The sequence below is a fragment of the Micromonospora sp. NPDC047187 genome (assembly GCF_040643355.1).
Classification (GTDB): domain Bacteria; phylum Actinomycetota; class Actinomycetes; order Mycobacteriales; family Micromonosporaceae; genus Micromonospora; species Micromonospora salmantinae.
In genome coordinates this window covers 729,912-747,986 of the sequence record NZ_JBEYUF010000001.1, presented here as the reverse complement: position 1 = coordinate 747,986, position 18,075 = coordinate 729,912, and the positions used below count along the sequence as shown (strand labels likewise).

The 18,075-nt window shown below is 70.2% G+C and carries 18 protein-coding genes and 1 pseudogene; 11 read left to right on the top strand and 8 right to left on the bottom strand.

Annotation, left to right across the window (positions count from 1 at the left end):
- The first annotated feature begins 26 nt into the window (after window positions 1-26).
- The 5 genes from ABZ794_RS03150 (at window position 27) to ABZ794_RS03130 (ending at window position 5,449) form a co-directional block, all read left to right on the top strand.
- Window positions 27-584 (top strand): HPP family protein, encoded by a 558-nt coding sequence (locus ABZ794_RS03150; RefSeq protein WP_357513930.1) that lies wholly within the window; start codon window positions 27-29, stop codon window positions 582-584.
- Window positions 553-2,988, top strand: a complete 2,436-nt coding sequence (locus ABZ794_RS03145; RefSeq protein ID WP_357513928.1) for a nitrate reductase — start codon at window positions 553-555, stop codon at window positions 2,986-2,988. The genes ABZ794_RS03150 and ABZ794_RS03145 overlap by 32 nt, the downstream gene beginning before the upstream one ends.
- Before the next feature lie 3 nt (window positions 2,989-2,991).
- Complete coding sequence (locus ABZ794_RS03140) at window positions 2,992-3,450, top strand: hypothetical protein (protein WP_357513926.1); 459 nt, start codon at window positions 2,992-2,994, stop codon at window positions 3,448-3,450.
- 124 nt (window positions 3,451-3,574) lie between these two features.
- Window positions 3,575-3,982, top strand: a complete 408-nt coding sequence (locus ABZ794_RS03135; protein WP_210783700.1) for a four-helix bundle copper-binding protein — start codon at window positions 3,575-3,577, stop codon at window positions 3,980-3,982.
- A 168-nt stretch (window positions 3,983-4,150) separates the two neighbouring features.
- Window positions 4,151-5,449 carry an NAD(P)/FAD-dependent oxidoreductase gene (locus ABZ794_RS03130; RefSeq protein WP_357513925.1) on the top strand — a complete coding sequence of 433 codons (1,299 nt, stop codon included), beginning with the start codon at window positions 4,151-4,153 and terminating at the stop codon, window positions 5,447-5,449.
- A gap of 99 nt (window positions 5,450-5,548) precedes the next feature.
- Here the strand turns inward: ABZ794_RS03130 and ABZ794_RS03125 are convergent, their stop codons facing one another.
- The 3 genes from ABZ794_RS03125 to ABZ794_RS03115 form a co-directional block, all read right to left on the bottom strand.
- Window positions 5,549-5,785, bottom strand: a complete 237-nt coding sequence (locus tag ABZ794_RS03125) for a hypothetical protein (RefSeq protein WP_210783704.1) — start codon at window positions 5,783-5,785, stop codon at window positions 5,549-5,551.
- 70 nt (window positions 5,786-5,855) lie between these two features.
- Window positions 5,856-6,038: a ribonuclease gene (locus ABZ794_RS03120; protein ID WP_210783706.1), complete on the bottom strand. Its 183-nt coding sequence runs from the start codon at window positions 6,036-6,038 to the stop codon at window positions 5,856-5,858.
- A 47-nt stretch (window positions 6,039-6,085) separates the two neighbouring features.
- The gene (locus tag ABZ794_RS03115; RefSeq protein WP_357513923.1) at window positions 6,086-6,793 is read right to left on the bottom strand and encodes a GAF and ANTAR domain-containing protein; all 708 of its coding nucleotides are present in this window, start codon (window positions 6,791-6,793) and stop codon (window positions 6,086-6,088) included.
- Window positions 6,794-7,207: 414 nt separating this feature from the next.
- On the opposite strand from ABZ794_RS03115, the gene ABZ794_RS03110 reads away from it, so the two are divergent.
- Window positions 7,208-7,441, top strand: a complete 234-nt coding sequence (locus tag ABZ794_RS03110; RefSeq protein WP_238689894.1) for an ANTAR domain-containing protein — start codon at window positions 7,208-7,210, stop codon at window positions 7,439-7,441.
- Between the two features lie 145 nt (window positions 7,442-7,586).
- Here ABZ794_RS03110 and ABZ794_RS03105 read toward each other — a convergent pair whose 3' ends face one another.
- The 3 genes from ABZ794_RS03105 to ABZ794_RS03095 form a co-directional block, all read right to left on the bottom strand.
- Window positions 7,587-7,970 carry a VOC family protein gene (locus tag ABZ794_RS03105; RefSeq protein ID WP_357513921.1) on the bottom strand — a complete coding sequence of 128 codons (384 nt, stop codon included), beginning with the start codon at window positions 7,968-7,970 and terminating at the stop codon, window positions 7,587-7,589.
- A gap of 112 nt (window positions 7,971-8,082) precedes the next feature.
- On the bottom strand, window positions 8,083-9,729 hold the full coding sequence (locus ABZ794_RS03100; protein ID WP_357513919.1) for a thiamine pyrophosphate-binding protein: 1,647 nt from the start codon (window positions 9,727-9,729) through the stop codon (window positions 8,083-8,085).
- Between the two features lie 12 nt (window positions 9,730-9,741).
- Window positions 9,742-10,503 carry a cyclase family protein gene (locus ABZ794_RS03095; RefSeq protein WP_238689891.1) on the bottom strand — a complete coding sequence of 254 codons (762 nt, stop codon included), beginning with the start codon at window positions 10,501-10,503 and terminating at the stop codon, window positions 9,742-9,744.
- 174 nt (window positions 10,504-10,677) lie between these two features.
- Between ABZ794_RS03095 and ABZ794_RS03090 the strand changes: the two genes are divergently transcribed.
- On the top strand, window positions 10,678-11,982 hold the full coding sequence (locus ABZ794_RS03090; RefSeq protein WP_238689890.1) for a cytochrome P450: 1,305 nt from the start codon (window positions 10,678-10,680) through the stop codon (window positions 11,980-11,982).
- Window positions 11,983-12,155: 173 nt separating this feature from the next.
- Complete coding sequence (locus ABZ794_RS03085; RefSeq protein WP_357514200.1) at window positions 12,156-13,808, top strand: right-handed parallel beta-helix repeat-containing protein; 1,653 nt, start codon at window positions 12,156-12,158, stop codon at window positions 13,806-13,808.
- A 27-nt stretch (window positions 13,809-13,835) separates the two neighbouring features.
- Here the strand turns inward: ABZ794_RS03085 and ABZ794_RS03080 are convergent, their stop codons facing one another.
- Window positions 13,836-14,270 carry an ATP-binding protein gene (locus ABZ794_RS03080; RefSeq protein WP_210783717.1) on the bottom strand — a complete coding sequence of 145 codons (435 nt, stop codon included), beginning with the start codon at window positions 14,268-14,270 and terminating at the stop codon, window positions 13,836-13,838.
- Window positions 14,271-14,467: 197 nt separating this feature from the next.
- Between ABZ794_RS03080 and ABZ794_RS03075 the strand changes: the two genes are divergently transcribed.
- The 3 genes and pseudogenes from ABZ794_RS03075 to ABZ794_RS03065 all read left to right on the top strand — a co-directional run.
- Window positions 14,468-15,688, top strand: a complete 1,221-nt coding sequence (locus tag ABZ794_RS03075; RefSeq protein WP_210783719.1) for a GAF domain-containing SpoIIE family protein phosphatase — start codon at window positions 14,468-14,470, stop codon at window positions 15,686-15,688.
- A gap of 199 nt (window positions 15,689-15,887) precedes the next feature.
- Window positions 15,888-16,604 carry a GAF and ANTAR domain-containing protein gene (locus tag ABZ794_RS03070; RefSeq protein ID WP_357513917.1) on the top strand — a complete coding sequence of 239 codons (717 nt, stop codon included), beginning with the start codon at window positions 15,888-15,890 and terminating at the stop codon, window positions 16,602-16,604.
- Between the two features lie 233 nt (window positions 16,605-16,837).
- Window positions 16,838-17,125: pseudogene (locus ABZ794_RS03065) on the top strand (STAS domain-containing protein); the annotation flags it as partial.
- A gap of 18 nt (window positions 17,126-17,143) precedes the next feature.
- Here ABZ794_RS03065 and ABZ794_RS03060 read toward each other — a convergent pair.
- A complete protein-coding gene (locus tag ABZ794_RS03060; RefSeq protein ID WP_357513915.1) occupies window positions 17,144-17,884 on the bottom strand; it encodes a GAF and ANTAR domain-containing protein in 741 nt (246 codons plus the stop codon).
- Between the last annotated feature and the right edge of the window lie 191 nt (window positions 17,885-18,075).

Below are 18,075 nucleotides of genomic sequence, written 5' to 3'. Positions count from 1 at the left end.
GCGGCACGAGCGACAGGGGGAAGGTGATGGGCCGAGCGGGGCGCTCCGCGCACGCCTTCGCCGGCGGCGCACTGGCGGTGTTGCTCGCCGGGCTGGTCGCCCTCGTCACCCACCAGCCGTGGCTGTTCCCCAGTCTGGGACCGGCGGTGATGTTGCACGTGGAGAAGCCGGCGTCGCCGGAGTCCTCGCCGCGCAACACGTTCATCGGGCACGGGGTGGCCCTGTTGGCCGGGTACCTGTTCCTGGTGGTCTGCGGGCTTGCCGACGAACCCTCGGCGCTCCAGGAGGGGGTGACCTGGTTGAGGATCGTGGCGGTGGCCGGGTCGCTGGCGGTCACCGCGTCGGTGCTGGTGTTGTTGAAGGCGTCGCACGCCCCGGCGGGCGCGACGACACTGATCGTGAGCCTGGGCCTGCTCCGTACCCCGACCCAGTTACTCGTCGCGGCCGGCGCTGTGGTGCCGGTCACGGTCGTCGACTGGCTGTACGGACGGGTGTCGGGCCGGCCGATGCCGCTGTGGGCGGCGTCCGCGCCGTCACCGGAAGGAGGACATCGTGGTGGACCGGATCGCCGACCCGTGGGGTGAGCGGACCCCGTACGGGCCGGGACAGCAGTGGCCGGTGCGGGTGGACCGGTACCTGGCCGACGGCCGGACCGATGCCGACGTGGACCGGTGGGTGCAGTCGGCGTCGGTGCTGCACTCCAACGGCGACGCGCTGGACATCGCGGTCGCCGACGGGCGGATCGTCGGGGTGCGCGGGCGGGTTGTGGACCGGATCAACCGGGGTCGGGTCGACCCGAAGGACCTGTACGGCTGGCAGGCCAACCACAGCCCGGACCGGTTGACCCGACCGCTGGTCCGCGACGGCGGCCGCCTGGTGGAGACGGACTGGGACACGGCGATGGGCCGGATCGTGGCCCGGTCGAAGGACCTCCTCGACGGGCCCGGTGGGTGGGGGCACTTCGGCTTCTACACCAGCGGGCAACTGTTCCTGGAGGAGTACTACACGCTCGGTGTGATCGGTAAGGCCGGTCTGGGCACGCCGCACATGGACGGCAACACCCGGCTCTGCACGGCCACCGCGGCGGCGTCGATGAAGGCGAGCTTCGGCACCGACGGGCAGCCCGGCTCGTACACCGACGTCGACCACTGCGACGCCATCGCGCTGTGGGGTCACAACGTCGCCGAGACGCAGACGGTGCTGTGGATGCGGATGCTGGACCGACGCCGTGGCCCCAACCCCCCGGCGATGCTGGCGGTGGACCCGCGCGCCACCCCGGTCGCCCGGGAGGCCGATCTGCACCTGGCGGTGCGTAACGGCACGAACGTTGCCCTGATGAACGGCCTGCTCCGGGAGATCATCCGGCAGGGCTGGTACGACAACGACTACGTCGACGCACACACACTGGGTTTCGAGGAGTTGTGCCGGATTGTCGACGGCTACCCGCCGTCGCGGGTAGCCGACATCTGCGACGTGCCGGCCGCCGACGTGGAGCGCGCCGCCGAACTGCTCGGCACCTCGCAGCGGTTGCTGTCGACCGTGTTGCAGGGCTTCTACCAGTCGAACCAGGCCACCGCCGCCGCCTGCGCCGTCAACAACCTGCACCTGATCCGCGCCATGATCGGCCGGCCCGGCGCCGGGATCTACCAGATGAACGGCCAGCCCACCGCCCAGAACAACCGGGAGACCGGCGCCGACGGCGACCTGCCCGGCCTGCGCAACTGGGACAACGAGCGGCACGTCGAGGAGTTGGCCCGGCTGTGGAACGTGGACGTGGACACCATTCCGCACTGGGCGCCGCCGACGCACGCCATGCAGATCTTCCGGTACGCCGAGCAGGGCTCGATCAAACTGCTCTGGATCTCCGCCACCAACCCGGCCGTCTCACTGCCGGAGCTGCACCGGATCCGGCAGATCCTGACCCGGCCGGAGCTGTTCGTGGTGGTCCAGGACCTCTTCCTCACCGAGACCGCTGAGCTGGCCGATGTCGTGCTGCCCGCCGCCACCTGGGGCGAGAAGACCGGCACGTTCACCAGCGTCGACCGGACCGTGCACATCTCCGACAAGGCCGTCGACCCGCCCGGGGAGGCCCGCCCGGACCTGGACATCTTCCTCGACTACGCCCGCCGGATGGACTTCCGCGACCGCGACGGCCAGCCGCTGATCGACTGGAGCAGGCCGGAGGAGGTGTTCGAGGCGTGGAAGGAGTGTTCGCGGGGCCGGCCGTGCGACTACACCGGCATCACCTACGAGAAGCTGCGCGGCGGCTCGGGCATCCAGTGGCCCTGCACCGACGAGCATCCCGACGGCACGGAGCGCCTCTACACCGACGGACATTTCCACACCGACCCCGACTACTGCGAGACGTACGGTCATGACCTGGCCACCGGCGCGGAGTTCACCGAGGCGGAATACCGGGCCAAGGAACCGCACGGGCGGGCGTTCCTGCACACCGTCGACTACCAACCCTCACCTGAGGTGCCCGACGACGAGCATCCGCTGCTCCTGACCACCGGTCGCACCGTCTACCAGTTCCACACCCGCACCAAGACCGGCCGGGCCCCGCAACTCAACCAGGCGGCACCGGACGTGTGGGTCGAGCTCAACCCCGCCGACGCGGCCCGGTTCGGCATCGTCGAGGGCGACCTGGTCGGCGTCTCCTCGACGCGCGGCGCCATCCAGGCCCGCGCCCGGCTCTGCGGCATCCGCCCCGGCGTGGTCTTCCTGCCGTTCCACTACGGCTACTTCGACCAGGACCCCGCCGACCGCACCCCGCGGGCGGCGAACGAGCTGACCATCACCGCCTGGGACCCGGTGTCCAAGCAGCCCCTGTTCAAGGTCGCCGCCGTCGCGGTGACGAAACTCGCCGACGGGCGGGGCGTACCCTCGCCGGCGCCGACCGTCGGCGGCAGCGCACCACCAGCGGACGCTGACGTGCCGCCCACCGTTGGTGGGCCGGCGGCCGAGGCCACCAGCGGGAAGGAGTGAGCCGTGCACCTCGCCCACTACCTCGGTCTCCTGCACCGCGCGCAGGTCAACCTTGCCGACGCGTTCCGGCAGGTCGCCGACGCGCACGCCGAGGAACCCGACGTCGAGCACCTCTGCCAGCAGCAGGCGAAGCGCTGCGACGCGCACGCCGAACAGCTGCACCCGTTCGTGGTCCGCTACTCCGAGGACGCCCCCGACGAGCCCGACCGGCTGCACTCGCAACTGTTCACCGGCACCCGCACCGGCGGCATCGGCCTCCTGCGGGACCTCCAGGACCTCTACCTGATGGCCGCCGAGTGCGACATCACCTGGACGGTCGTCGGCCAGGCCGCCTACGGTGCCCGCGACGAAGAACTGCTCGCTGTCGTACGACGCTGCGAGGGAGAAACGGCGATCCAGCTCAAGTGGCTGCGTACCCGGATGAAGGCCGCCGCGCCCCAGGCGCTCGTCGTCGCCGACTGACGGCGCCGACCGGGGCAGGCGGCCGCTTCGGTCCGCTGGTCCTCCGGTCGGCCGCCGACGTCCACCCGGTGTGTCCCGGGGCTTTTGGGGTAGGGCATCAGGAACCGAGAGAGAGGAATTCCTGATGCCGAGCACCACAATGAAGATGCTGGAGACGTACCCCAAATCGATCAACCTGGACCGCGCGAAGCTGGCGGCGGCGATCGACACGCTCAACGACTGCGCCCAGGCCTGCACCGCGTGCGCGGACGCCTGCCTGAGCGAGGACATGGTCGCCGAGCTGACCAAGTGCATCCGCACGGACCTGGACTGCGCCGACATCTGCACCACGACCGCTCGGGTGCTGTCCCGACACACCGGCTACGACGCCAACATCAGCCGCAGCCTGCTGGAGGCGTGCGCCACCGCCTGCAAGTCGTGTGGGGACGAGTGTGCCGCTCACGCCGACAAGCACGAACACTGCCGGGTCTGCGCCGAGGCGTGCCGGGCGTGCGAGCGGGCCTGCCGGGACCTGTTGGCCACCATGAGCTGAGCGACAGGCAAGGGGGTGCCGGCAAGCGAGAGCCGCCTTCCCGACGACGGGAGGCGCAAACGGCGCCAGCCGGCACCCGGTTCCAGGATTCGGACGTTTCCGCCTCCAGCGTGGGGTTACCACCTGAACGAGACGAGGAACGACAGTCGACCGTTGAGGGGAACCGCCATGGCCCGACCCAGGATCGTCATCGTCGGCGCGGGATTCGCCGGGTTCCACGCCGCGCGTCGGCTGGCCCGCGTCTCGCGCGGCGCCGCCGACGTGGTGCTTGTCAACCCGACCGACTACTTCCTGTATCTGCCGCTGCTGCCGGAGGTCTCCGGCGGCGTGCTCGACCCGCGCCGGGTCACCGTTTCGCTGGCCGACACCCTGCCCGGGGTACGAGTGGTCCTCGGCGAGGTCGACGGCATCGACGTCGACGGGCGGACCCTCTCCTACGTGGACCCGGAAGGACGCACCAGCCGGTTGTCGTACCACCGCCTCGTCCTGGCCGCCGGCAGCGTCAACAAACTGCTACCGATCCCCGGAGTCGCCGACCACGCGCACGGCTTCCGCGGCATCCCCGAAGCGGTGTACCTGCGGGAGCGGCTGATCCAGCAGATCGAACTGGCCGACGCCACCGACGACCCGACCGAACGGGCGGCACGCTGCACCTTCGTCGTGGTCGGCGCCGGCTACACCGGCACCGAGGTCGCCGCTCAGGGGCAACTGTTCACCGACGAGATCGTCCGCCACCACCCGCGGCTGGACGGGATCCGTCCACACTGGTTACTGCTGGACACCGCCGACCGGGTCCTACCCGGCCTCGCCGCCCGGATGTCGCGGGCAGCCGAGCGGGTGCTGCGCGAGCGCGGGATCGAGGTGTGCCTGGGCACATCGGTCACCGAGGCCACCGCCGACGGGGTTCAACTCTCCGACGGCCGTTTCCTGCCGTCCCGGACCCTCGTGTGGTGCGTCGGGGTACGGCCCGACCCACTCGTCGAGGCCACCGGGCTGCCGACGACCCGCGGACGGGTCACCGTCGACGAGTACCTGACGGTGCCCGGCCACCCGGAGATCCTGGCCTGTGGCGACGCCGCCGCCGTACCCGACCCGGCCCGACCCGGTGAGATCACCCCGATGACCGCCCAGCACGCCGTGCGGCAGGGCCGGCTGGCCGCCGACAACATCGCCGCCTCCTACGGCGTCGGCCGACGCCGCCCGTACCGGCATCGCGACCTGGGTTTCGTGGTGGACCTCGGCGGGTGGCAGGCCACCGCGAACCCGCTGCACGTACCCCTGTCCGGGCTGCCGGCCCGCGCCGTGGCGCGCGGCTACCACCTGCTGTCCCTGCCCGCCAACCGCGCCCGCACCGCCGCCGACTGGCTCTTCGCCGCGATCGGATCTCGGCCGAGCGTGCAACTCGGCCTGGTGCCCGACGCCGCCGTTCCCCTGGACACCGCCGCCCCGGAACTCGCCCGCCGCTGACCTGTCGCCGGGGGCCGGTGCGGGCCGGTGACAGGTCTGGAACGCGAGCCGCCCCGCCGCCGAGAGGCGGCGGGGCGGGCCAACTGGCGCCTCGTCGGGTCACTCGCCGCCGGCGGCTCTGTCACGGTCGGCTTCGGCGTCCGCCGCGCCGGTCGGGGTGCCGTCGCCGTCGCGGGCCGCGTGGGACAGGTCCACGTCGGCACCCGTCCGGGCGGCGTCCGCCTTCGCGTCGTCCGCGCCGACGATCTCCCCGGCGGGACCGGCGCCCGCGCCCTCGTCGTCGATCAGCCGTCCGGCGTCGGCCAGTCCGACCGGTACGTACCTGGGATCGGTCATCTCGTCCTCCTCGGGGGTTTCGCTCTCCCCCTACCGCTACCCCGAGGTGGTTCCCACACACCCCGGCCCGCTACTCCTCCGGGATGCGCGGCCCGACCTCTCCCCGCCTCAGGTGCTCCGCGTTGCGGTCGGCCTCGCTGTCGGCGTGCGCAGCCCCGGACCCGGGATCCGTCGTCCGGCGCCCCTCGGCGTCCTGGTACACCGCGCCGGTCTCGAGGGCTCTTTCCTGCTGACTCTGCTCGGGCGTAGTCATGGATTCCCCCTACCCTCCGGGTCCACCAGCAAACGATCTCGCCGGTGCTACCGCTGTGGGCGGCGTGCGTTCTCGACCACCGCCGAGGCGACGTCGCGCACCTTGCGGTTGCTGTCCTGCGACAGCTTGCTCAGGATGGCGAAGGCCTGCTCGGGGGTGCAACGACGCTCGCCCATGATGATGCCTTTGGCCTGCTCGATGACGGCGCGGTTCTCCATCGCCTTCTGCATGTGCCCGGCCAGGGTGGCCTGGGTCTCGTACAGGTGGGCGTTGGCCAGGCCGACTGCGGCGAACCCGGCGAACGTCTGAGCGATAGCGATCGCGTCGTCGTCGAAGGCGTTCGGTGTGGTGGCGTAGATGTTCAGCGCACCGGTGACGTGCTCGTGCACCGGCAGCCCGACCGACAGGGAGCTGTGCGCGCCGGCCTTGGCGGCGGTCTCGGCCCAGCCGGGCCACCGCTGCTCGCTGCCGGTGTCCGGCACCATCAGGCTGGAGCTGCTCTCAGCGGCCTGCAGACACGGGCCGTAGCCACGTTCGTACTGCTTCTCGTCCAGGGCGAGGGCGCCGGTGAACGCGGCGGTCTGCGGCTTGTTGTCGTGCAGCAGGGTGACACTGACCTCGCTGGCCCCGGGGATCGTGCGCTTGGCCAGCTGCGCGATCTTGTCCAGCAGGGTGTCGATGTCAACGTCGGCGAGTCGGATGCGGCCGAGCTCGGCGAACGCCTCGTGCGGGTCCATGGGTTCGACGTGCGTCATCAAAGCGTCCTTAACGAGGGCGCGTACCACCAGCAGGTATCTGGGGTGGGGGCGCGGATCGCTGCAGGACTCCGCGGGCGGAGTCCGGGATCCGCGCCGCTTCTTGACGCTGGTCTCGACGACGCCCATCGAAGGCGCCGTGCCACAGGTCTCCAGCCTACCCGTAGCGGAGCGTCGGCTGTCATCCACGTCCCGCAGTGGTGGCGTGGCGCCCCTCGCGACGATCGGTGGCGGCTGCCGAGGGCGCGTACGCTCGGGGTCTGTGGTCGACGCCTTCAACGTCGACCGAACCATCGTCAAGAAGCGGCGTAGGTCTAGGACTCCCCTGAGTGGGGGCCTGCAGCGACCTACGCACGCCGGCCCTGTCGAGGGCACCGGTGAAGTGCCCTTTCTAAGGTGCGGGGCACTCTCGCCATGGCCAACGACCACCTCAACGACGCCCAGGCGACCCTCTCGCAACACGTGAGCGCCGCCATGGACAGCGAAGCCATCATCGAACAGGCCAAGGGGATCGTCATGGGCGACCGGCGCTGCACCCCCGAGCGGGCCTTCGCCGACCTGACGAGGATGGCGCACGACACCAACCGCACCGTCCGCGAGGTCGCCCAAGCATCGGTGGAGCGCACCGCTGAAACCGCCGGTCAGTAGTCGACGGCGGCTCGCCCGCGCTTAATTCGCCCGGCACGGGGAAAAATGGCGACGATGCCACAGCCGCTGCAGCGGCGGGCATCCCGCGGCCGCCGGTCGAGAAGCCGGCCGGCGGCCACATGCGGGTGCGGCCCTGATCCTGGCCTCAAGCGACGCAGAACTCGTTTCCCTCGGGGTCGAGCATGACGACGTGGCCGAGGACATCGCCGTACCACTCCTCGCGGACCACAGTCGCGCCGGCGGCAACCAGATCGGGCACCTTCTGCCGGATCAACCGGGCGCGCTCGGCCATGTCCCCGGAGCCTGGATCGGCCACCCGGATGTCGATGTGCATACGGTTCTTGGCGGATTTGCCCTCGGGGACCTTGAGGAAACTGATGGCAGGGCCCATGCCGTCCGGATCGACGATGGACGCGTTGTCGGGCTCGTCGAAACCGGGCTCCTTGACATAGCCGAGGGCCAACGCCCAGAAGGCAGCGATCCGCTGGGGATCGTCGGCATCGCATCCCAAGGTCCAAAGAGTGGCCACCGCGCCAACGTACGTCAGCTATGACACCCTGTCACCGACCTGACCGGGCGTTGCCCCGGCTGACGCCCGGGAGCGCCGGGTCTGGCCTGGCCTTGGGCACGGCGGCGTTGGCTCAGTGACCACGGAACGCCTCCTCCAACCACCACGAGCCGCGCGCGGCGCAGACCTTGGCGTCGATCACCAACGTCCGGGTACGGGGACCAGCGAGCCAGCGGCGTACCGGTCCAAGATCGTCGACGGTCCGGACGGTCAATCCGTCGCAGCCGTAACCACTGGCGATCGCGGCCAGGTCGGTCTCGGGGAAGGTGACGGTCTCCAACGGATGCCCGTCCGGGCCGAAGTGGTGCACCTCGGCCCCGTACGCCGCGTCGTCGTAGATCACCACGAGCAGGGGTAGCGCCAGCCGGACGGCGGTGACCAGTTCGGTCGCGGACATGACGAAGCCACCGTCGCCGACCGCGGCGACGGTGAGCCGGTCCGGCCGGGCGACCGCCGCGCCGAGCGCACTGGCCAGACCGAGCCCGACCGACTGGAACGCCTGGGTGAAGCAGAATCCAGCCACGTCCGGAACGTCGAGCCACATCGACGGGTAGCCCATGAAGTTGCCGGAGTCGACCACCACCGTCCGGTCGGCCGGCAGCAGGTCGTCCAGGGCAGCCGAGAGCGTCCTCGGGTCGATCGTCGCCGGGGCGCCGCCGCCCTCATCCTGGTAGGGAACGGTCCGCCACCGACCGTGGTCGCGAATGTGTCGGGCCAGTTCCGGCGTACGCCACCCGCCGGTGGTGGCGTCCCCGGCCCCGGTGGAGCCGACGCCCAGCCGCGCGAGCACCGCCTCGGCGACCGCCGTCACCTCGCCGGCCACGGTCAGGTCGACCGGGCGGTTCACCCCGAACGCGGCCGGGTCGCTGTCGACCTGGACGACGACGGCGGAGGGCGGGATCAGTTCGCCGTGCCGGGTGGTCCACATGTTCAGCGTGCTGCCCCACGCCACGACCAGGTCCGCCCTGCCGATCAGCTCGGCGGCGAGCGGGGTGGCGAAGCCACCGGCCACGTCGAGGTTCCACGGGTTGCCGGCGAACAGCCCCTTCGCCGCGGCCGAGACCGCGAGCAGCGCGCCGCACGCGTCGGCGAGCCGGGTCAGCGGTTCCCGGGCCGACCGGGCGCCCCGACCGCCGATGAAGACCGGTCGACGGGCGGCCTGGAGCGCGGCCAGCAACGGCTCGACCTGCGGGGCGGTGACGGGGGTCGGCTCGGCCGCAGGGACCGGGCCGGACCACGGTTCGGTCACGGCTTGCTGCACGTCCAACGGCAGGCCCAGCAGCACAGTCGCGCCCCGGGCGGCGGCCCGGTACGCCGCGCCGGTGTCCTCAGCCGCGTGCGTCGCGCGTACCCGGTGGAAGTCGGCCCCGACCGCGGCGGCGAGCGCCGGCAGGTCGATGAAGAAGTTCGACACCGGCGCGGTCGCCTCCGGGGCCAGTACCACCATCGGGGTACGGCTCTTCGCCGCCTCGGTGAGCCCGGTCAACGCGTTGGTGATACCTGGGCCCTGGTGCACCGAGAGCAGCCCCACCGTCCCGGCGGTACGGGCGTACCCGTCGGCCATGCTCGCCGCGCCGCCCTCGTGGGCTGCCGCCACGAACCGGGCGCCGGCCGCGACGAGCGCGTTCGTGACATGGAAGTTGCCACTGCCGACCACCCCGAAGACGTGCCGCGCGCCGTGTCCGTACAGGACCCGCCCGACCACCTCGGCTACCCGCATCGGTGGCTCGGCCTACCGTTCGACCAGGGCGAGGACCCGACACGGGCTGCCGGACCCGGAGACGATAGGCAGCGGCCCGGCGATCACCACCGCGCCGGTCGCCGGCAACTGCGCCAGGTTACGGAGCTGGGTCAGGCCGTACTTGTCCTGGCCGAGCAGGTACGAGTGGCACGGGAACGGCGGGTCGAACGAGTGCGCGGCACCAGCGTCGGTCCCGACCGTCTCCACTCCGACGCCCTGGATCGGCGACTCCTCCGCCAGCCAGCGGGCGCACTCCGCCGAGATGCCCGGGGTGCGGCCGGCGTTGGCGTACCGCTCCGGGTCGTCGCCGTACGCGTCCCAGCCGGTGCGGTAGAGCAGCCAGCCACCGCTGGGCAGGGCGCCGTGTTCCGCCTCCCACGCCTTGACGTGCTCGACCTCGAGCAGGAAGTCACTGTTGTCGGCGGCGTCGGCAGCGTGGTCGATCACCACCGCCGGCGCGATCAACTGGCTCACCGGAACCTGCGACACGTCGGCACCCTGCTGACCGGTGACCCAGTGCACCGGCGCGTCGAAGTGGGTGCCGGTGTGCTCGCCGGTGGAGAAGTTGTTCCAGTACCAGGCCGGGCCACGGTCGTCGTACCGGCTGATCTCGCTGAGCTGAAACGGCCAGGTCTGGCCGAACTGCTCGGGCAGACCGAGGATCGGGGTCTGGTCCGAGAGCGGAGCGGTGAGGTCGACAACCTGGATCCGGCCGCTGGCGAGAGCGGCGACAAACTCCTGCAGCACCGTCATGCGGCGACGCTACACCCGCTCAACCTCCACGATGGACCTGGGACGAGCCACTTGCCGCGATGGACACCGCTGCCCCGAACCTCGCCCGCCGCCGACGTCGCGGGTTCCTGCTCACACTGTCGTTCGGGTCGGCCAGGCGGGTTTCGCGCCGGGCGTTGTGGGCACTGCCCGCTCATGACCGACCAGCGCGGACCACATCTGGACGACACCCTCGGGGCGATCCTCAACGGCTACGCCTGGCTGCCCGGGTTGTTGAGACGTGAAGGCGCATCCAGCGCGCGGATCCGGGTGCTGGGTCAGCGCGCACTGGCGCTCCGCGGACCCGAGGCGGTGCGGTTCTTCTACGACGAACGGCACGTGTGCCGGCACGCGGCCATCCCGGAGCCGGTACAGGGGACGTTGTTCGGTCACCAGGCTGTGCACACCCTCGACGGTGCGGACCATCGTCACCGCAAGGCGATGTTCCTGTCCCTGCTCACCGATCCGAGTGGCGTTGCCGCCCTGGTCGACCAGGTGGGCGCGGCCTGGAACGAGGCGATCGCGACGAGCGGTGACGGGCGACCGGTGGTGCTCTTCGACGAGGCGAGCCACGCGATCACCAAGGGCGTCTGCCGCTGGGCCGGAATCCCACTCGGCGACGCCGCTGTCGGGCCCGTGGCCCGCGACCTGACCGCCCTGGTCGACGGCTTCGCCACGCTCGGCCCGCGACACTGGCGGGCACGGCGCGCCCGTGGGCGGCGGGAGAACTGGCTGGCCGGGCTCGTCCAGCAGGTCCGCGTTAACGCGATCACCGCACCTGCCGGATCGGCACTGGAAGCGGTCGCCGGGCACCGCCACCGAGACGGTCAACTGGCGGACGCCAAGCTCGCCGCTGTCGAGTTGCTCAACATCATCCGTCCCACCGTCGCGGTGTCCTGGTTCGTGGCGTTCACGGCACACGCGCTGCACCGCTGGCCCGAACACCGCGACCAGTTGCGCGCCGACGACACCGGCTATGCGGTCGCCTTCGCCCACGAGGTGCGCCGCTTCTATCCGTTCGCCCCGTTCGTCGGTGGCCGAGCGGTGACCGACCTGACCTGGCAGGGCCAGCACGTTCCCGTCGGGTCGCTCGTCCTGCTCGACATATACGGTCAGAACCACGACCCGGGGCTGTGGCCCGACCCGTACCGCTTCGACCCCCAGCGATTCGTCGGGCGCACTCCCGATCCGTACGAACTCATCCCCCAGGGCGGGGCCGATCCGAGCACCGGGCACCGCTGCCCGGGTGAGGACGTCACGGTGGCCCTGCTCGCGGCCTTCGCCGGCTGGTTGGCACGGCTGGACTACACGGTGCCCGAGCAGGACCTGACGATCTCGCTGCGCCGAATCCCCACGCTGCCCCGCAGCCGGTTCGCCGTGACCGACGTGCGCGTCTCGTACGGCAGGGAGGCGGTCGGTGGACAGCGGGAGCACCATGTCAGCAAGCGGGATGTCGGTTAGGTCCACAGGCCGTGGGTGATGATCTGTGGGTGTTCACGGCGATTGGCCCGTCGGGCGGCGTGGATCGCCGTACCGTCGGAGCAGGCCAACTCGCGCATCCCAGGCCGGATCGAGGCTGAGGGACCGGTCGCCCGCCGGGGGTCACGAGGGGAGATTTTTCGGTGCCGAGCCAGATGACCCCGGCCAGCCCGGGAGTACGTCAGTACCCCGTGGCCGGGGCCCCGCTGCTCTGCAACGCTCAGGATCACGGCCTGACCGGCAACGGTACGACCAACGACCAGCCCGCGCTCGCCGCGCTCGTCGATCAACTGGGCGACGCGTTCGCCGCGGACGGGCGAGCGCGGGTGATCTACTGCCCGCCCGGGGTGTACGCCATCCGCGACGCCGCCACCGTTTGGCGCAGCGGCGTGTCGCTGATGGGCGCCGGGCCCGGCGCCACCCGGTTCGTCCTGAGCAACGAGGGCAACCGGTCCCAGGCGGCACCCCTGGCGTTCTACACCGCGCAGTTGCACGGGGCGAGTCCGGACCGTCACCTTGCCTACTGCACCTTCGCGGACTTCGAGATCGACGGGTCGGGGGTGGCGCAGCCGGCGTACGACCCCCTTTCCAAGGGGCTCGGGTTGCAGTACGTGACCGGCGGCCTGTTCCGAAACCTGTTCATCCACCACACGGCAGCCACCGGCTTCGGCTGCGACTTCCTCCAGGACACCCTGATCCAGGCGGTCCGGGTGCTCGAATGCGGCCGGATCGACAACGGCATGGAGATGGGCGGCGCGGGCATCGGTGTCGGCATCGGCGGATGGGGGGCGATGGAGCGGCTGACCATCGCCAACTGCGTCACGGTCGGCAACGCGACCAACGGCATCTTCCTGGAGATGCAGCACCCCGATCGACCCCAGCCCCGGGGGATCAGGATCGTCGCCTGCCACGCCGAGGCCAACCGGTTCGGCATCTCCGACTGGGGCGCCGACGGTCTCATCGTCACCGGATGCACGATGACCGGAAATCTCGAGGCTGGCTTCCAGGTCTCGGCGAAGGGCACCACCGGCATCCCGGGCAAGGGCGGCCTGCTCACCGACTGCGTCCTGGACGGTAACCTTCGCGACGGTGTCAGCATCGGTAACACCGCCGGCCCCTACACGGTGCGGGGCAACCGGATCACTGGAAACGGCCGCTACGGCTACCACCACCAGGACCTCGGCGACGGCGACCAGGCCGCCGCCGAGGAGATCGTCATCGAGAGCAACGACATCTGGGGCAACAGTCTCGACGGTATCCGCTTCGACCGCCCACTGACCGACGCCGTCATCATCAACAACCGGATCCGTAACAACGGCCGCCAGTGTGCCGACGCCGCCGAGGGGGGCGGCGAATCGGTTCGCTACAGCCAGAACACGCTGGTTGACCAGCATGCGAGCTGGCCTGCCGACGGCCACCGCGGCAAGGTGCTCCGTGTCAGCCACCGGTACGCCGTCGTGGCCGCCAACGACGCCACCACCCTCACCCTCACCCCGATCCGCCCCGGCAGCGCCAACAGTTGGAGCGCCGACACACCGCCGCCCGGCACACCGTACGAACTGCCGGCCGCTCCCACCAGACGAGCCGGCATCATGATCAATGCCGCCGCCGACTCGGTCACCATCCGGGGCAACCTGATCCGCGACACCAAGTCCCACACGCAGACCCACGGAATCCTGATCACCGATCGGGGTAACTGCGTCAACTGCCGCGTCGTGGAGAACGACCTCGACGGCAACCGGTTCGCCATCCAGACCGACACTCCGCCCGGAGGTGGCCACTGGGAGGGCAACCACGGGAACCAGTGATCTGACGATCCGGCCGAGCGACCCCGGCTATCCGAGAGTGCCGCGGGTGCGTGCCGCGATGCGGATGGTGGTGCCTGCGGGTCCGCTGTCGACAAGGAGGTAGACGGCCATGCGCCCGACCACCCACAGGCCCATTCCTCCTGTATCGGACAGGGGCGGTCGCTCGGTGCGCGGAACGTAGCGAGCGGTGTTGAACCCGCGCCCCTGGTCAGTGACTTCACAGACGAGCTGGCCGTCCAGAAGCAGACGTAGCCCGCCGGCGCCGCCCCCGTGCCGAATCACGTTGATCATCAGTTCGTTGACTGCGATGACCCATTTTTCGATCTCGTCGTGGTCGAGGCCGCACCGGCGACTGACGGCCTCGACCTCGTGTCGGACGCGGTTGAGGTCGGCGAGGGTGAACGACGTCGAGAGCAGGGGCTTCCTGACGGTGGGAGCGTGGTGATCGAGCGGCGGGTTCACCACTGCTTCCCCTCCCTGTCGGACGTGGAGCCGGTGACCTTACCGGTGGCACGAGGGAGGATAGCTCTCCGGAACGGGTTCACCAGTCGGGCAGTGCATCGATGTGACGTCGGAAGGTACCCCGCGTCGACGGCGCGACACTGTTGATCTTGCTCCTGACGTGCCACCGGCCGGGTGCCCGCGTCTAGGCTGCCTGGGTGGCTGATGCCGAGGTGGTGACGAATGAGGAGCGCCTGCGACGTATCGAGGCGATCACCGATGCCGCTCTGTCGGGGCTGAACATCGCCGACCTGCTCGACGAGCTCCTTGAACGGGTCCGGGATCTGCTCAAGGTCGATACCGCCACCATCCTCCTGCTGGACGACCACACCGGCGAGCTCGTCGCGACCGCGGCCAAGGGCCTGGAGGAGGAGGTACGCCGCGGATTCCGCATCCGGGTCGGACGCGGCTTCGCCGGGCGGGTGGCGGCGACACGCGCGCCGGTCACGATCCATGACGTTACTCCCGACGACGTGGTCAATCCGGTCCTGCTCGCCACGGGCATACGTGCCCTGCTGGGTGTGCCCATGCTCGCCAACGGCATCCTCGTCGGCGTGCTGCACGTCGGCTCCCTCGCCCTGCGGCGGTTCGGCCCCGAAGACGTGAAGCTGTTGCAGCTTGTAGCCGATCGTGCCAGCCTCGCAGGTCAGGCCCGAGCACAGGTCCTCGACCGGCAGGCAGCGCTGGCCCTACAACACAGCCTGCTGCCCGGCCGGCTACCCGACATTCCCGGCCTGGACCTGGCCGCCCGGTACGTGCCCGGCCACGACCTGGGCATCGGCGGCGACTGGTACGACGTGTTCACGTTGCCCTCGGGCTGGCTGGGCGCCGTCATCGGTGATGTCTCCGGCCACGGGCTGCCATCCGCCGTCGTCATGGGACGCATCCGCAGCGCGCTACGCGCCTACGCCCTCGATTCCGACGATCCCGCCGTGGCGCTGACCTCCCTCGATCGCAAGATCCACCACTTTGAGGCGGGCACCCTCACCACCGCCGTCTACGCCCTGATCGCGCCCGACCGCACAACGGTCCACCTCTCCTCCGCAGGCCATCTGCCACCACTGCTGGCTGTCCCCGGCCATCCCACCCAGCTCGTCAACCTGACGGTGGACCGGCCACTCGGCGTGGGCCGACCATCAACCAGTCGCCGCACCACCGTTCTGGACCTACCGCCAGGCGCGGCGCTCGTCTTCTACACCGACGGACTGGTCGAACGCCGCAGCGAACTGATCGACACCGGCATCGAGCGCCTCGCTGACGCCGTGCGGTCCGGGCCCGCCGAGGCGTTGTGCGACCACATCATGGCCACCACGGCGGAGGAGCATCCCACCGACGACATCGCCCTGCTCGTCATCCGCCGCCAACCACCATCGGATTAGGCCGCCGAGGCAGGCATGTGGCGAAGCTGGATCTAGCCGCTATGCTGGCTCATCTGTGGCCGATGCCTCTCCGGGTGTCGGCGATCCGGCGTCATGAAGCGGCGCGGTTCCTGGGTTTCTCTTTGGGTGCCCTGCAGTGATCCGCATGCCCGGGCGCCCGCTGGAGCGTCTGTGACGTGCCCTTCAGAGGGACACAGACATGAGTGACGTAGACCCACTGCTGCCTGCCGTTGCCTTCGCGGAGTTGGGTCGGATCAAGTTCACCGAAACCGATTTCAGCGGTGTCCTGTCCCGGGTAGCCGGCTTGGCCACCCGGACCGTTCCTGGCGCCGACCAGGTCTCGGTCACCCTGGTCGGGGCCGGCGGCGCGCACACCGCGGCCTTCACCGGCGAACTTGCCCTCGCGCTGGACGAAGCGCAGTACGAACAGGGCCAGGGTCCATGTCTCGTGGCGGCGGCGGCCAACGTCACCATCCACGTGGTCGACATGACGGCTGAGAGCCGCTGGCCGGACTGGGCCGACCAGGCCGTCGCCGCCGGCGCGCACAGTTCCCTGTCGATCGGCCTGCCGATGCACGAGTCCGTCACCGGTGCGCTCAACCTCTACGCCACCCGACCCGACGCCTTCCGCGCCGAGGCGGTGACCCTCGCGGAGACCTTCGGCGACTACGCCGCCGTGGCCATGACCAACGCCCACCTGTACGACACCCAGGTGACCCTGGCGCAGCACATGCAGGCCGCGATGAAGAGCCGCGCGGTGATCGAGCAGGCCAAGGGAATCATCATGGGCGAGCGACGCTGCACCGCCGACGAAGCCTTCACGATCCTCGCGAAGATCTCCCAAAACTCCAACCGCAAACTTCGCGACGTCGCCGCGGCGCTCGTCGCCCGCGCCGCGACGATCCGGAGGCCCTGAGCCGGCACGTCATCGCCCCGGAGACGTCCGCATCGATGGTGGACGGCAGAGCGACAACGGTTATAGTTGCCGTCGAACAAGTTCTACCTTCAGCAGCGAGGGACCATGACCGCCGCTCTTGCGGGAGGTACCTCGTGCACCCTTACACACCCGGTCAATGTCCGACCGAGCAAGGCCTCCTGCGGGTCGACGTACACGTCGAAACCTAGACGCGGGCGCGAGTCGCTGCCGTCGGTGAGCTGGACGGGTGCGTCACTGATCATTTCGAACAGGTTGTGCAGGGCATTCTGCGCGAGCGCGACTTCCGAGACATAGAGGTAGACCTCGCCGGCGTGACGTTCATCGACTCTGCCGGCATCAGGTGCCTACTCACCTGCCGAGAACACGCCTACGGGACAGGGTGCCGGCTGCGTCTGAGCAACCTGACTCCGACCGTGCACAGGGTTTTGGCCATCACCGGGCTACTGGGTGTTTTCGGCGTGCCCGACCGCCTGTCCCCGCCTTCTCGATCCGAAGCATGAGGGACACGGAGGCGCCGTTCACCGGGGTGTGCGGTGGGTCAGTTGGCCCGTCGCCGTCAGGTACCTTGCGACGTCGACGAGTTTCCGGTTGGTGTTCTGACTGGCCCGTGCCAGGACAGCGAATGCCTGATCGGCGGTCAGCTTGTGACGCTCCATCAGGATGCCCTTCGCCTGCCCGATGACGTCCCGCACCGAGATCGCCTGATTGAGCTGTTCGAGGTGCTGCGCGCCGGACATCGCCACTGCGGCGTGCGCGGCGAACAGCAGCCCCACGTGCGCCGAGTCGTCATCGAAGGCGTGCGTGCGCGACGAGTACAGGTTGAGCGCGCCGAGGTTGTCGTCCTGCACGTACAGCTGAAACGACAACATGCTCGACACGCCCAACTCGGCGGCGCGCTGGGTGAACCGGGGCCACCGCCCCTCGACCCTCATGTCCGGCACGTGCACGGTCTGCTGCTCATACACCGCGCTCAGGCACGGGCCCTCACCGACCTCGTACTGCACCCGATCCACCGCGTACACCAGGTCGGAGGTACCGGCCCGAGTGTGGATCTCCCGGCGGTGTTCTACCACGGACAGGGCGGCCTGCTCCGCGCCCGGAACCGTCCCCACCGCTGCGCCGGCAATCGCCTGCAGGGTCGCCTCCACGCTGTCCTCGTGCTGCAACCTCCGAGCCAGGTCACTCAGCTTCGCCGCGAGATCGTCCACCGCTGCGGGCCGTGGCTCGTCGGTGCCCGCACCGCTGTCACTGCCAGCCATCCCGCTGCTCCCTCACCTAGGCGGGCGGCCCCGGACGGAACCTTCTTACCGGCCGGGGCCTGACCGGGGCACTTGTCGCGAACCGCGCCCCAGGTTGCCCGAGGTTATGACGTCAAGACCACCGTCACAGAGCTGGCAACGCCGCTAGCGATAGCCCACGCTAGCTGGTCACCCGCACCTTGCTGCGCCGA